This window comes from Micromonospora sp. NPDC049799 (genome assembly GCF_040656655.1).
GTDB lineage: Bacteria > Actinomycetota > Actinomycetes > Mycobacteriales > Micromonosporaceae > Micromonospora.
This window is the reverse complement of the sequence record NZ_JBFAMU010000098.1, coordinates 1-13,660: the sequence shown is the minus strand read 5'-3', so window position 1 is coordinate 13,660 and position 13,660 is coordinate 1. Positions and strand designations below refer to the sequence as shown.

Here is a 13,660-nt window from a genome sequence, read left to right as displayed (position 1 = left end):
CCTTCGATCAACCGTGCGACTCTCCAAGCCTCTCACACGCGGCGGCGTATCGACTGCAGGCCCCCAAGGGGTACGTCCCGGTGCCCGTGCGCCGGCGCCGCCGCTGGCCCTGGCTGCTACTGCTCACCCTGGCGTGCTGCTGCGGCTGCCCGGCCTGGTTCGGCGTGCCGATGGCGACCCAGTACCCGGCGACGGCCGCGCTGCCGGCACAGGTGTCCGACCTGCGGCTGCGCGAGGACAGCCGCAGCACGCAGACCGCCAAGGAGCTGGAGGCGCAGGTACGCGCGGCGCACTGGCTCGCCGAGGACACCTTCGCCGGCGTCTACACCACCCCGACCGGCAAGCGGGTGACCGTCTTCGGCGGCACCGGTTTCCGGTTCGCCCCCGAGTCGGACGCGGAGGCCGAGATCAGCCGGCTGCGCGAGGAGTACGCGCTGGGCGACGCGCAGGTGATCGACACCGACGTACGCGGCCGGCACGAGCGCTGCGCGGTGGGCCGGTCCGACGGCGCCGACGTGGTGGTCTGCACCTCGGTCGACCACGGCAGCATCGCCACCGCGGTCTTCACCCGGCTCTCGCTGGACGACAGCGCGGCCCTGCTCGACGAGCTCCGGACCCAGATCGTCACACCACAGCAGAGCTGAACGCCCATCGGCGAAGGATGTGGCGGCGCCGACCGGGTCAGACCGCCCCGGGCTCGCCGGCCAGCGGCGGGTGGGCACGCGGCGGCGCGTAGCGCGGGACGTACTCCTGACCGGTGAGCTTCTGGATCTCGCCCATCAGCTCGTCGGTCATCTCCCGCAGTGAGGTGCGGTCGTCGGAGCGGCCGGTGAAGTCCAGGGGCTTGCCGAACCGAATGGTGATCTTGGCGGTGCCGGGCCGGGGGAAGCGGGCGCCGATCGGCTGGGCCTTGTCGGTGCCGATCATGCCGACGGGAATGACCGGCACACCCGCGGCGAGGGCCAGCCGGGCGGCACCGGTGCGCCCGCGGTAGAGCCGCCCGTCGGGCGAGCGGGTCCCCTCCGGATAGATGGCGACCAGGTCACCCCCCTTGAGCGCGGGGATCGCCGCGTCGAACGCGGACAGCGCCGCCCGCCCGCCGGCGCGCTCGACCGGGATGGCGCCGAGGCCGTTGAACACGAACCGCTGGAACGCGCCCTTCACCCCGGCGCCCTTGTAGTAGTCCGACTTCGCCCAGAAGGCCAGGTGCCGGGGAACCACGGTGCCGAGGAACAGCTCGTCGGCGACCGACAGGTGGTTGCCGGCGAAGATCGCGCCGCCGGTCTCCGGGATGTGCTCCAACCCCTCCACGGTCGGTCGGAACGCCAACCGCAGCGCGGGCGCCACGGTGAGCTTGCCGATGGTGTAGAGCAGCGGCACTGGTCCTCCGGCAGATGTGTGCTGAACAGGCGGTGTCACCGTAGCGGACGACCGCCCGCCACCCCGACCGAGGTGGCGGGCGGTCCACCCCTAGCGGCGGCGGACGGAGACCGTCACGCGGTCGCCCTCGCCGACCTCGCCGGTGAAGCCCTCCACCTCGTCGGCGAAGTCCACCGAGTCGGCGAGCACCTCCCGGGCGACGAAGTCGAGGAAGCCGGCAACCGCGGCCCGGACCTCCTCGGAGGCGCCGACCAGCACCACGATCCGGTCCGACACGTCCAGGTCGGCGTCCCGGCGGGCCTGCTGCACCACCCGGACGACGTCCCGGGCCAGCCCCTCGGCGGCCAGCTCCGGGGTGACCTCGGTGTCCAGCACGACAACGCCCTCCCCGCCGGGCAGCGGGGCGGAGTGCTCGGCGTCCGCCGCGACCAGGCGCAGCTCGTACTCACCCTCGGCGAGCGTCACCCCGGCGGCGACCGGGGCGCCGTCGTGAAGCTCCCACTCCCCCGCCTTGACCGCCTTGATGACCTGCTGCACCGCCTTGCCGACCCGCGGGCCGAGCGCCCGGGGCACCACGGTCAGCACCTGCTGGCAGTAGCTGGCCACCTCGTCGGTGAACTCCACCGACTTGACGTTCACCTCGTCGGCGACCAGGTCGCCGAACGGCCGGAGCTGCGCCGCCACCGGCGACGCCACGGTGAGCCTCGACAGGGGCAGCCGCACCCGCAGGCCCTTCGCCTTGCGCAGCGACAGCGCCGCCGAGCAGACCTCGCGGGTGGCGTCCATGGCCGCGACCAGGTCGTGGTCGGCCGGGAACTCCTCGGCGGACGGCCAGTCGGTCAGGTGCACCGACCGCTCGCCGGTCAGGCCACGCCAGATCTCCTCCGCCGTCAGCGGCGCCAGCGGTGCCACCACCCGGCAGAGCGTCTCCAACACCGTCGACAGGGTGTCGAAGGCGTCGGCGTCGCCGGACCAGAACCGGTCCCGCGAGCGGCGCACGTACCAGTTGGTCAGCGCGTCCAGGTAGGACCGGACGGTGGCGCAGGCGCCGGAGATGTCGTACGCGTCCATCTGCGCGCCGACCGTCTCCACCAGTTCCCGCGTCTTGGCCAGCACGTACCGGTCGAGCAGGTGCGTGGAGTCGGTACGACGGCGGGCGGTGTAGGAGTCGGCGTTGGCGTAGAGCGAGAAGAAGTACCAGACGTTCCACAGCGGCAGCAGCACCTGCCGGACGGCGTCCCGGATGCCCGCCTCGGTGACGGCCATGTCCCCGCCCCGCAGCACCGGCGAGGACATCAGCATCCAGCGCATCGCGTCGGAGCCGTACGCGTCGAACACGTGGTACACGTCCGGGTAGTTGCGCAGGCTCTTGGACATCTTGCGCCCGTCGGAGCCGAGCAGGATGCCGTGGCTGAGGCAGTTGCGGAACGCCGGCCGGTCGAACAGCGCGGTGGCCAGCACGTGCATCGTGTAGAACCAGCCGCGGGTCTGTCCGATGTACTCGACGATGAAGTCACCCGGGTAGTGGTGCTCGAACCAGTCGGCGTTCTCGAACGGGTAGTGCACCTGGGCGAACGGCATCGAGCCCGACTCGAACCAGCAGTCCAGCACCTCCGGCACCCGGCGCATCATCGAGCGCCCGGTGGGGTCGTCCGGGTTGGGCCGGACCAGGTCGTCCACCGCCGGCCGGTGCAGGTCGGTCAGGCGTACGCCGAAGTCCCGCTCGATGTCGGCCAGCGAACCGTACACGTCGACGCGCGGGTACGTCGGGTCGTCGGACTTCCACACCGGGATCGGCGAGCCCCAGAACCGGTTCCGGCTGATCGACCAGTCGCGGGCGTTGGCCAGCCACTTGCCGAACGAGCCGTCCTTGATGTGGCCGGGCGTCCAGTTGATCTGCTGGTTCAGCTCGACCATCCGGTCCTTGAACTGCGTCACCGCGACGAACCACGACGACACCGCCTTGTAGACCAGCGGGGTGTCGCAGCGCCAGCAGTGCGGGTACGAGTGGGTGTAGGTGTCCTGCTTGAGCACCACCCCCCGATCCTTCAGCTCCCGGATCACCGGCTTGTTGACGTCGAAGACCTGCTCACCCTGGTACGGCGGCACCAGCGCGGTGAACCGCGTGTGGTCGTCCACGGTGACGATCGTCGGGATGCCGGCGGCGTTGCAGACGTTCTGGTCGTCCTCGCCGAACGCCGGGGCGAGGTGGACGATCCCGGTGCCGTCCTCGGTGGTCACGAAGTCCGCGCCGAGCACCTGGTAGGCGTTCTCGCCGGCCTGCTCGACGAGGAAGTCGAACAGCGGCGTGTAGCGGCGTCCGGCCAGGTCGCGGCCGTACACGGTGCCGAGGAGCTCGTAGCCCTCCAGCTCCTTGGCGTACGCGGCCAGCCGCGCCGCGCCGACCACGTACCGCTGGCCCTCGCGTTCCAGCACCGCGTACTCGATGTCCGGGCCGACGGCGAGCGCCAGGTTCGACGGCAGCGTCCACGGCGTGGTCGTCCAGACGCCGAGCTTGACCGGCCCGCGCACCGGCTCCGGGGCGGACTCGTCGGCGGTCAGCCCGAACCACACGGTCAACGTCGGGTCGTGCCGGTCCCGGTAGACGTCGTCCATCCGGGTCTCGGTGTTCGACAGCGGCGTCTCGCACCGCCAGCAGTACGCGAGCACCCGGAAGCCCTCGTAGACCAGGCCCTTGTCGTGCAGGGTCTTGAAGGCCCACATGACGCTTTCCATGTAGTCCAGGTCGAGAGTCTTGTAGTCGTTGGCGAAGTCGACCCACCGGGCCTGGCGGGTGACGTACCGCTCCCAGTCCTGGGTGAACTCCAGCACCGAGGCGCGGCAGGCCTCGTTGAACCGGGCCACGCCGAGGTCGAGGATCTCCGCCTTGCTGGTGATGCCGAGCTGCTTCTCGGCCACCACCTCGGCGGGCAGGCCGTGGCAGTCCCAGCCGAACCGCCGCTCGACGTGCCGGCCGCGCATCGTCTGGTAGCGCGGCACCACGTCCTTGACGTACCCGGTGAACAGGTGGCCGTAGTGCGGCAGGCCGTTGGCGAACGGCGGGCCGTCGTAGAAGACGTACTCGTTCTCGCCGTTCCGGCCGGCCTCGCGGGCCTCGACGGAGGCCTCGAAGGTCTTGTCGGCCGTCCAGTGCTCCAGGACCCGGCGCTCGACCGCGGGCAGGTCCGGGCTCGCCGGGACACCGGCGGCGGTCGGGTCGTGCAACGGATAGGCCATCGGGGGTCGCTCTCCTCAGCAGCTCACTGTCGTGGTCTGCGAGGACGAGCCTTGACCGGTACGCCTCGACGGCGCGCCGGGCCGGGCCCGCGGTACCACCCCGCTTGGCGGTCAAGGTGCGACCGCCCGCTCGTTGGCCGGCTGTGACGGGCCGGACCCGTCCGGTTCTACTCGGGCGCGGACGCCCTTTCTTCCGGAGGCTCACCGGTGATGGCCGGGTCGACGCCTGTGCGATCCAGGATACTCGACCGGCTTGACGACCCGCCGCCGACTTTCGGCCCGGTACCCTTCCCGGAGTGATCCGGATCCATTCGGATGACGCGACCGTGGCCCGTACCCGACTCGCGGTCAGCGCTCTCTGGGAGCTGCAGACCGGCTTCTGGATGCTGCACCGCAACCCGGACGAGCTGCCGTGGCCGTACACCGAGTGGGCCCGCCAGGCCCGGCGGGTGCTTGCCAGGCTGCCGGCCTCGGCGCCGATCCGGGTCTACCTCGACGCCGGGGCGGACCTGCCGGACTTCCTCAGCCCCATCCCGCCCACCGCCGCGCCGAGCCTGGTCGAGGAACTCACCGCGCTGCGGGAGACCCCGGAGGAGCTGATCGCGGACCACGTGCGCCGGCACTGGCCGGACGGTGGCCCGGAGTGGCTGCGCCCGTACACCACCGTCTCCGAGCATCTGTCGGCGCTGCTCGCCGCCCGGGTGGCGCACCGCCGCCGGGTCGGCCGCCGGGTGCTGTACGGGTTGAAGCCCGCGGGTGTCGCCCTGCTGGGCCTGCTTTCCGACGAGCCCGTCCACGCCATCTCCTGAGCATTCGGCCGTTCCCGAATCCATGGCGACACCGGCCGCCCGTGCCTAGCGTGTTCCGCGTAGCACCGGCGCCGCCCGGTGGCCGCCTCGCGTCGGCCCGGGTCAGTCGGGACACGGCGGGCGGGAACGGTCCGCAGCGTCGACCGAGTCGACACGGGGAGCTGTCCGGCCCGTTCCCGCCACGGCACCGTACCGGCCCCCATGACCACCGTCACAGCGCCGAGGCGTCACGTCGGCTTCTCCCTCCCCGTCGGATCGGTGTCCGACACGAAAGAGAGGTCGATATGCAGAGGGTCAACGCGGCCGAGGTGGCGCCGGAGGCGTACCAGGCGGTGCTGGGGTTGGAGAAGTACGTCCGGACGAACGTCGACCACACGGTGCTGGAACTCGTGAAGCTGCGGGCGTCGATGCTGAACGGCTGCTCGTTCTGCGTGGACATGCACAGCCGGGACGCGCTGGGCGCGGGCGAGTCCAGCCGCCGGCTCTTCGCCGTGGCCGCCTGGCGGGAGGCGCCGTTCTTCGACGAGCGCGAGCGCACGGCGCTGGCGCTCACCGACGCGGTCACCCGGCTCGGCGAGCACGGCGTGACCGACGACGTCTGGGACGCGGCGGCGAAGGTGTGGTCCGAGAAGGAACTCGCGGACCTGGTGATGGCAATCGCCACGATCAACGTGTGGAACCGGATCGCGGTCACCACGCGGACCCAGCCGCCCCTGGAGGTCTGACGCGGGAACGACGACGGCCGGCACGCGGGTTCCGCGTACCGGCCGTGTCGTGTCTGCTCAGCCCAGCGCGGGGAACCAGAGCCCGATCTCGCGCTTGGCGCTGTCGGTGGAGTCGGAGGCGTGCACCAGGTTCTCCCGGTTGGACAGGGAGAGGTCACCCCGGACGGTGCCGGCTGCGGCCTTGCGGCCGTCGGTGCTGCCGATCATGCCCCGGACCACCTCGATCACCTGGTCGCCGGAGAGCACCAGGGCGACCAGCGGCCCACCGGTCATGAACTCCTTCAGCGGCGGGTAGAACGGCTTGTCCACGTGCTCGGCGTAGTGCTGGTCGGCGAAGTCGCCGTCCAGCGTCCGCGTCTCCATCGCGTCGATCCGCAGCCCCTTGCGCTCGAAGCGGGAGATGATCTCGCCGACCAGCCCGCGACGGACCGCGTCGGGCTTGATCAGTACGAGCGTGCGCTCGGCCGGGCTGGTGCTGGACACGCTGGGTTCCTCCTGTGCGCGGAAGCCGGTCGATCTGGGTACGGTCAGCCTAGCGACCCGGTCCCGGCGCCGGCGCGGCGGCCGGTCCTTCCCCCGGCCGCCGATCCGGCCTAGCCTGGCCCTGACCCCGGGAGGTCCACTGTGGCGAATGGCGGGAGCCGACCCATCGCACCGGTACGCAAGCTGATCGGCGCGGTCCTGGGCACCGTGGCCGTTTTCATGATCCTTTTCGGCCTCGGCATGCCGAGCTGGGCCATCGTCGCGCTCGGTGTCGCGTTGCTGGTGCTGTCGATCGCGCTGGCCACGGTGCGCGGGGGCGGTCGCACGTGGGTGGTCGGCGAGGGCCACGTGCACAGCGCCTCCGAGCCACCCACCCAGTACGCCTTCGGCCGCTGCGAGCTGCAACTGGTGATCGACGCACCCGGGCTGCCGCCCCGGTCGAAGAAGATCATCGAGCCCCGGGTGCCGGTCGCCAAGTGGCCGTCGCTGGGCCAGGCCCTGCCGATCCGGGTGGCCCTCGACGACCAGCGCCACGTGCGGGTCCTCTGGGACGAGGTGCCCACCCACGCGGAGACCGCCGCCGGCGTCGCCGACCTCCCCCCGGAGTACACGGGCGCGGAGCCGGTCGAGGAGGTGCTCATCGCGCAGGAGGCGCCGCCGTGGGCGGGCCGGGCGCCGGACGACGACTTCCGCGACCCGCTGGCTCCGGACCCCCTGGACGACCTGGGAGCCCCGCCCGAGGAGCGCGAGCCGGTGGTGCTGCACCAGCGCCCCGGCGAACCGGTGGTGCTGGAGGGCACGCTCGTCGAGCCGGGCGGTGGGGGCACGTTGCCGCGCCGGGCCACGCCGACGCCCCGGTCCCCCGCCGAGGAGCAGTTCGACCCGCCCACCGCCGGCTTCGCGCCCTCGGGCCCGGCGGACCCGTACGAAGGCCCGGCGGACCCGTTCGGGCCGGCGACCGACCGGTACGACACGCCGCCGGGTGACCCGTTCGACAGCCCGACATCGGACGGCCCGTTCGACCCCACCGTGCCCGTGGAGACGATCGACGCGACGCCGAGCGCGGCACCGACCGCCGAACGCCGCCTCCGCGTGCCGGCACCGTCGGAGCCGCTCGACCCGCTCGACCCGCTCGACCCGTTCGACCCGCTCGACCCGCTGGACCTGCCGCTGGACGATCCCGCGACGGCGCGCGACGAGGCGCCGGAGAGCGGAGTCGGCGCGGAGGACCTGGACGAGGCGATCTTCGGGCGGCAGCCCGGTGCGGGCGCCGACCCGGAGGGCGCCGGTGAGCCGGACCCACCGATCGCGGGTGTCGGCGTGACGCTGCTCGTCACCGACCTGACCCGCTCGCTGAGCTTCTACCGGGACCTGGGCTTCACCGAGGTGGACCGGGGCGCCGGCAACGCCGTCCTCGCCTCCGGAGCGACCCGGCTGGTGCTGCGTGAGGTCACCGAGGCGGTCCCGGTGAGCCGGCGGCTGGTGCACGTCAACCTCGAGGTGGACGACATCGAGGCCGCGTACGGCCGGCTGCGCGGCTCGGGCGTCCGCTTCACGTACGCCCCCCGGGTGGTGAACCGGGGCACGAAGCTGGAGGTCTGGGCGGCGGCCTTCCGCGACCCGGACGGCCACGGCATCGCCCTCACCCAGTGGCGCGAGCGCGCCGACGCCTGACGAGCGCCCGTTCGCGCCGCCGGAGCCGCTCGGGTCCGGCGGCGCGAACGGTTCAGCCCAGGATCACCCGGCGCACGTGCAGGGCGTACGCCCACACCAGAGCGAAGATGACGCCCAGGGCGAACAGCGACCAGTGCAGCAGGCCGGCCAGCAGGAGCAGGCCCTGCAGCACGGTGCCGGCGTTCCAGACCCACGGCCGCCGCATCGTCCCGGCCAGCAGCACCGCCGCCACCGCCAGGGCCACGACCACGCCGACGGCGGCGCCGCTCAGGTCACCGCCGAGCACCCGGATCGGCTGGATCGCGAGCAGCAGCACCAGCGCCTCCAGCACCAGCGTGCCGGCGCCCAGCCCGCGTACCGCCCGCTCGGGGTCGCGCAGACCGGACCGCCGCTGCGGCCCGCCCGGCGTACCGGCGTCGGGTCCGCTCGTACGCTCGGTGCCGTCCGCCGGCTCCCGCTCCGGACCGGTCATTTCTTCAGCAGCCGGCGGGCGTCGGCCACGGTCACCACCGACCCGGTGACGATGACGCCGACCCCGGACAGCTCACCGGGAACGTCCTCCTCGGCCAGGGCGACCGCCGCCTCGATGGCGTCCGGCATCTCCTCGGCCACCTCGACCCGCTCGGGCCCGAACACCTCGGCGGCGAGGTCCGCCAGCTCCCCGATCGGCATCGCGCGGGGTGAGCTGTTCCGGGTGACCACGATCTGGTCGACCACGGGTTCCAGCAGTTCCAGAAGGCTGGGCGCGTCCTTGTCGGCGAGCACCCCCACCACCGCGACGAGCTTGCTGAACGCGAACTCCTCCTGCAGGGCGGCGACCGTCGCGGCCATACCGTGCGGGTTGTGCGCCCCGTCGAGCAGGATCGTCGGTGCGGTCCGGACCTTCTCCAGCCGGCCCGGCGAGCTGGCCGCGGCGAAGCCCTCCCGCACCGTCTCCACGTCGAGCTGCCGCTTCGTGCCGGCCCCGAGGAACGCCTCCACCGCAGCGAGGGCCACCGCCGCGTTCTGCGCCTGGTGCGCGCCGTGCAGCGGTACGAAGATCTCCTCGTACACCCCGCCGAGCCCCTGGAGGGTGAGTACCTGCCCGCCGACGGCGACCGCGCGGCGCATGACCCCGAACTCGGAGCCCTCCCGGGCGATGGTGGCACCCACCTCGGCACAGCGTTCCAGGATCGGCCGGGCCGCCTCGTCGTCCTGTGCGGCGGAGATGACGGTGGCACCCTTGTGGATGATCCCCGACTTCGCCAGCGCGATGTCCTGGAGGGTGTCGCCCAGGAACTCGGTGTGGTCCAGGCCGATCGGGGTCAGCACCGCCACCCCGGCCTGGATGACGTTGGTGGCGTCCTCGGCGCCGCCGAGCCCCACCTCGACCACGGCCACGTCGACCGGCGCGTCGGCGAACGTCGCGAACGCCAGCGCCGTGGTCATGTCGAAGTACGTCAGCGGCTCGGCGGACCGCTCGTCCACCAGTGCGGCCAGCGGCGCGACCTCCCGGTACGTGGCGGTGAACCGCTCCTCGCCCACCGGCTCGCCGTCCAGGCTGATCCGCTCCCGGACGGTCTCCAGGTGCGGGCTGGTGTAGCGACCCGTGTGCAGCCCGAAGGCCCGCAGCAGCGAGTCGATCATCCGGGCGGTGGAGGTCTTGCCGTTGGTGCCGGTCAGGTGGATCGACGGGTACGCCCGCTGCGGGCTGCCCAGCAGGTCGAGCAGGGACTCGATCCGGTCCAGCTCGAAGACCATGCGGGTGAACCCCCGGCCGGCCAGCTCGGCCTCGACGGCGGCGAAATCGGTGCGGTCGGTCACGAGGGAAGCGCCTCCAGAGCGGCGTCGATGCGGGCGAGGTCGGCCTCGGCGGTGGCGAGCCGGTCCCGGATCTTGGCGACCACCGGCTCCGGTGCCTTGCCGACGAAGGCCGGGTTGTCGAGCTTCGCCCGGGCTTGCGCGGCCTCCTTCTCGGCCGCCGCGCGGTCCTTGGTGAGGCGGGCGCGCTCGGCGGCCACGTCGATCGAGCCCCGGGTGTCCAGGGCGACGGTGACGTCACCGGCGACGGCGAGAGTGGCGCTGGCCTGGAAGTCGTCCCCGGCCGCGTCCAGCCGGACCAGCGACCGGATCAGCGGTTCGTGCGCGCCGATCCCCGCGCCGGTCAGCCCGCCCAGCCGGGCGGACACCCGCTGCGTGGGCCGCAGCCCCTGGTCGGAGCGGAACCGGCGGATCTCGGTGACGACCCGCTGCACGGTGCCCACCTCAGCCTCCGCGGCGTCGTCGACGAGCGTACGGTCGACGACCGGCCAGGCAGCCGTCATGACCGTCTCGCCGCCGGTGAGGGCGATCCACAGCTCCTCGGTGACGAACGGGATGACCGGGTGCAGCAGCCGCAGCAGCTGGTCCAGCACGTGACCGAGCACCCGGCGGGTGGCGTCGGCGGCGGGGCCGCCCTCGGCGAGCACCGGCTTGCTCAGCTCCACGTACCAGTCACAGACGTCGTCCCACGCGAAGTGGTAGAGCAGGTCGCAGACCTTCGCGAACTCGTACGCCTCGAACTGCTCGTCCACCTCGGCGGTGACGTGCGCCAGCCGGGACAGGATCCACCGGTCGACGGTCGACAGCTGGTCGGCGGCCGGCAATTCCCCCTCGGTGTGCGCGCCGTTCAGCAGCGCGAACCGGGTGGCGTTCCAGAGCTTGTTGCAGAAGTTGCGGGAGCCCTGGCACCACTCCTCGCTGACCGGCACGTCCCCGCCGGGGTTGGCGCCCCGGGCCAGCGTGAACCGGGTCGCGTCGGCGCCGAAGCGGTCGATCCAGTCCAGCGGGTCGACGACGTTGCCGAACGACTTGGACATCTTCTTGCCGTGCTCGTCGCGGACCATCCCGTGCAGGGCGACCACGTCGAACGGCGGCTGCCCGTCCATCGCGTACAGGCCGAACATCATCATCCGGGCGACCCAGAAGAAGAGGATGTCGTAGCCGGTCACCAGCACGCTGGTCGGGTAGAACGTCGCCAGTTCCGGCGTGCGCTCCGGCCAGCCGAGGGTGGAGAACGGCCACAGGCCGCTGGAGAACCAGGTGTCGAGGACGTCCTCGTCCTGGTGCCAGCCCTCACCGGTCGGCGGCTGCTCGTCGGGGCCGACGCAGACGATCTCGCCGGCCGGGCCGTACCACACCGGGATGCGGTGGCCCCACCACAGCTGACGCGAGATGCACCAGTCGTGCATGTTGTCGACCCAGGCGAAGTAGCGCTTGGCAAGCTCCGCCGGCTCGATCGCGACCCGGCCGTCGCGCACCGCGTCACCGGCGGCCTTCGCCAGGGGGGTGGTGTTCACGAACCACTGGAGCGACAGCCGCGGCTCCACGGTGGTCCGGCAGCGCGAGCAGTGCCCGACCGCGTGCACGTACGGCCGCTTCTCGGCCACGACCCGGCCCTGCTCCCGCAGCGCGGCGACGATCGCCGGGCGGGCCTCGAACCGGTCCAGGCCCTGGAACGGACCGTGCGCGGTGATCACACCGCGCTCGTCCATGACGGTGAGCGAGGGCAGCTCGTGTCGCTGGCCGATCTCGAAGTCGTTCGGGTCGTGCGCCGGGGTCACCTTGACCATGCCGGTGCCGAACGTGGGGTCGACGTGCTCGTCGCCCACGATCGGGATGCGCCGCCCGGTCAGCGGCACCTCGACCTCGGTGCCGATGAGGTGCTTGTACCGCTCGTCGTCGGGGTGCACCGCCACGGCGGTGTCGCCGAGCATCGTCTCGGCCCGGGTGGTGGCGACCACGACGTCGTCGCTGTAGCGGATCGAGACGAGCTCGCCCTCGTCGTCGGTGTGCTCGACCTCGATGTCCGACAGTGCCGTCAGGCAGCGCGGGCACCAGTTGATGATCCGGTTCGCCCGGTAGATCAGCCCGTCGTCGTAGAGCTTCTTGAACATGGTCTGGACGGCCCGGGACAGGCCCTCGTCCATCGTGAAGCGCTCCCGCTCCCAGTCGACGGAGTCGCCCAGGCGCCGCATCTGGCCGAGGATCGCGCCGCCGGACTCGGCCTTCCACTGCCAGACCCGCTCGACGAACTTCTCCCGGCCGAGGTCGTGCCGGGACAGGCCCTGGCCGGCGAGCTGCCGCTCCACGACGTTCTGGGTGGCGATACCGGCGTGGTCCATGCCGGGCAGCCACAGCGCCTCGTAGCCCTGCATCCGCTTACGCCGCACGAGGGCGTCCTGGACGGTGTGGTCGAGCGCGTGGCCCATGTGCAGCGAGCCGGTGACGTTCGGCGGCGGGATGACGATGGTGAACGGGGGCTTGTCGGTGTCCGCCGACGCCCGGAAGCGACCGTCGGCTGCCCACTGCTCGTACCGTCGCTGCTCTACCTCGCCGGGCTGGTACTGGCCGGCAAGGGTCGGGGCGTCGGGGCGTCGGGCATCCAGTCTCTCGGTCACCCTGAAAGTCTACGGAGGGCTTCCCGGGACCCGACGTGCGCCACCTGCCATTCGCGTACGGTGTCGGCTATGTCCGACGCACATCTCACCGAGCGCCCGGTCGACGACGACCAGGATCCGATCGACCTGACCGACGAGCCGATCCGGCTGAGCAACCGGAACCCCGGAGCGGCGGAGGACGAACGGCCGAGCCGGTCACGACGTCGTCGGGTGGCCTGGGCGACGGCCGCGTTGGTGGGCATCGTCGGCGCGGGCACGATCGGCGCCGCCGGGTGGCGGGTGGCTCAGCAGAAGGACGCGGAGATCGCCCAGCCGGAGCGCGCCGCGGGACTGACCCGGGACGACAGCGACCGGGCCCGCAGCACCGCCGACTACCTGCGCAGCGGCTTCGCCGCCGACATCGACCTGGACCGCAGCTTCGGCACCGTCTACCGCGATCCGGCCGACGCGCGCCGGTCGGTGCTCGTCTTCGGTGGCACGACCCTGCTGTGGCAGCCGGAGCGGGACCTGGACAGTCTCTTCGGCCTGATGGCGGACGAGACGGGCCGGGTCACCGCCCTGCGCGAGGTTCCCGCCGGCGAGCTGGGTGGCGTGATGAAGTGCGGCACGACCAGCGGCGAGGGCGGCGACTTCGCCGTCTGTGGCTGGGCCGACCACGGCAGCGTCGTGATGGCCATGTTCCCCGGCCGCTCGGTCGACGAGGCCGGCGGCCTGCTGAGGACCATGCGCGAGCAGATGCAGTCCCGTCCCTAACGGCTCCGGGTGTACGTCGCCGCTGGCGCCCTGCGGAAAGGGTGGAAACGCGTTCAGGGCCACCCAGAATTGGGTGGCCCTGAACGGGAAGATTGTCCGGCGGTGTCCTACTCTCCCACACCCTCCCGGGTGCAGTACCATCGGCGCTGGAGGGCTTAGCTTCCGGGTTCGGAATGTGACC

At 72.2% G+C, this 13,660-nt stretch carries 10 protein-coding genes, 1 rRNA gene and 1 pseudogene; 5 read left to right on the top strand and 7 right to left on the bottom strand.

Annotated elements, in window-relative coordinates; all coding sequences use genetic code 11:
* Positions 1 to 62 precede the first annotated feature (62 nt).
* Positions 63 to 644, top strand: a pseudogene (locus AB0I76_RS10825) (hypothetical protein); the annotation flags it as partial.
* 37 nt (positions 645 to 681) lie between these two features.
* On the opposite strand, the gene AB0I76_RS10820 reads toward AB0I76_RS10825, so the two are convergent.
* Both AB0I76_RS10820 and ileS read right to left on the bottom strand, forming a co-directional pair.
* The gene (locus AB0I76_RS10820) at positions 682 to 1,380 is read right to left on the bottom strand and encodes a lysophospholipid acyltransferase family protein (RefSeq protein WP_357033095.1); all 699 of its coding nucleotides are present in this window, start codon (positions 1,378 to 1,380) and stop codon (positions 682 to 684) included.
* Between the two features lie 90 nt (positions 1,381 to 1,470).
* On the bottom strand, positions 1,471 to 4,617 hold the full coding sequence (gene ileS / locus AB0I76_RS10815; protein WP_357033092.1) for an isoleucine--tRNA ligase: 3,147 nt from the start codon (positions 4,615 to 4,617) through the stop codon (positions 1,471 to 1,473).
* 296 nt (positions 4,618 to 4,913) lie between these two features.
* On the opposite strand from ileS, the gene AB0I76_RS10810 reads away from it, so the two are divergent.
* On the top strand, positions 4,914 to 5,426 hold the full coding sequence (locus AB0I76_RS10810; RefSeq protein WP_357033089.1) for a hypothetical protein: 513 nt from the start codon (positions 4,914 to 4,916) through the stop codon (positions 5,424 to 5,426).
* Between the two features lie 284 nt (positions 5,427 to 5,710).
* The gene (locus AB0I76_RS10805) at positions 5,711 to 6,151 is read left to right on the top strand and encodes a carboxymuconolactone decarboxylase family protein (protein ID WP_357033086.1); all 441 of its coding nucleotides are present in this window, start codon (positions 5,711 to 5,713) and stop codon (positions 6,149 to 6,151) included.
* Positions 6,152 to 6,208: 57 nt separating this feature from the next.
* Here AB0I76_RS10805 and ndk read toward each other — a convergent pair whose 3' ends face one another.
* Positions 6,209 to 6,634: a nucleoside-diphosphate kinase gene (gene ndk, locus AB0I76_RS10800; protein ID WP_357033083.1), complete on the bottom strand. Its 426-nt coding sequence runs from the start codon at positions 6,632 to 6,634 to the stop codon at positions 6,209 to 6,211.
* 141 nt (positions 6,635 to 6,775) lie between these two features.
* On the opposite strand from ndk, the gene AB0I76_RS10795 reads away from it, so the two are divergent.
* Positions 6,776 to 8,308, top strand: coding sequence for a VOC family protein (locus AB0I76_RS10795; protein ID WP_357033080.1), 1,533 nt, complete (start codon positions 6,776 to 6,778; stop codon positions 8,306 to 8,308).
* A 52-nt stretch (positions 8,309 to 8,360) separates the two neighbouring features.
* Here AB0I76_RS10795 and AB0I76_RS10790 read toward each other — a convergent pair whose 3' ends face one another.
* The 3 genes from AB0I76_RS10790 to AB0I76_RS10780 are packed head-to-tail and all read right to left on the bottom strand — an operon-like array spanning position 8,361 to position 12,726.
* Positions 8,361 to 8,780, bottom strand: a complete 420-nt coding sequence (locus tag AB0I76_RS10790; RefSeq protein ID WP_357033077.1) for a DUF4233 domain-containing protein — start codon at positions 8,778 to 8,780, stop codon at positions 8,361 to 8,363.
* Positions 8,777 to 10,111, bottom strand: a complete 1,335-nt coding sequence (locus AB0I76_RS10785) for a folylpolyglutamate synthase/dihydrofolate synthase family protein (RefSeq protein ID WP_357033074.1) — start codon at positions 10,109 to 10,111, stop codon at positions 8,777 to 8,779. The genes AB0I76_RS10790 and AB0I76_RS10785 overlap by 4 nt, the downstream gene beginning before the upstream one ends.
* Positions 10,108 to 12,726 (bottom strand): valine--tRNA ligase, encoded by a 2,619-nt coding sequence (locus AB0I76_RS10780; protein WP_357033072.1) that lies wholly within the window; start codon positions 12,724 to 12,726, stop codon positions 10,108 to 10,110. Before AB0I76_RS10780 ends, AB0I76_RS10785 begins: the two co-directional genes overlap by 4 nt.
* A 69-nt stretch (positions 12,727 to 12,795) precedes the next feature.
* Between AB0I76_RS10780 and AB0I76_RS10775 the strand changes: the two genes are divergently transcribed.
* On the top strand, positions 12,796 to 13,479 hold the full coding sequence (locus tag AB0I76_RS10775; protein ID WP_357033070.1) for a hypothetical protein: 684 nt from the start codon (positions 12,796 to 12,798) through the stop codon (positions 13,477 to 13,479).
* Between the two features lie 94 nt (positions 13,480 to 13,573).
* Here AB0I76_RS10775 and rrf read toward each other — a convergent pair.
* Positions 13,574 to 13,660, bottom strand: a 5S ribosomal RNA gene (rrf, locus tag AB0I76_RS10770); the annotation flags it as partial.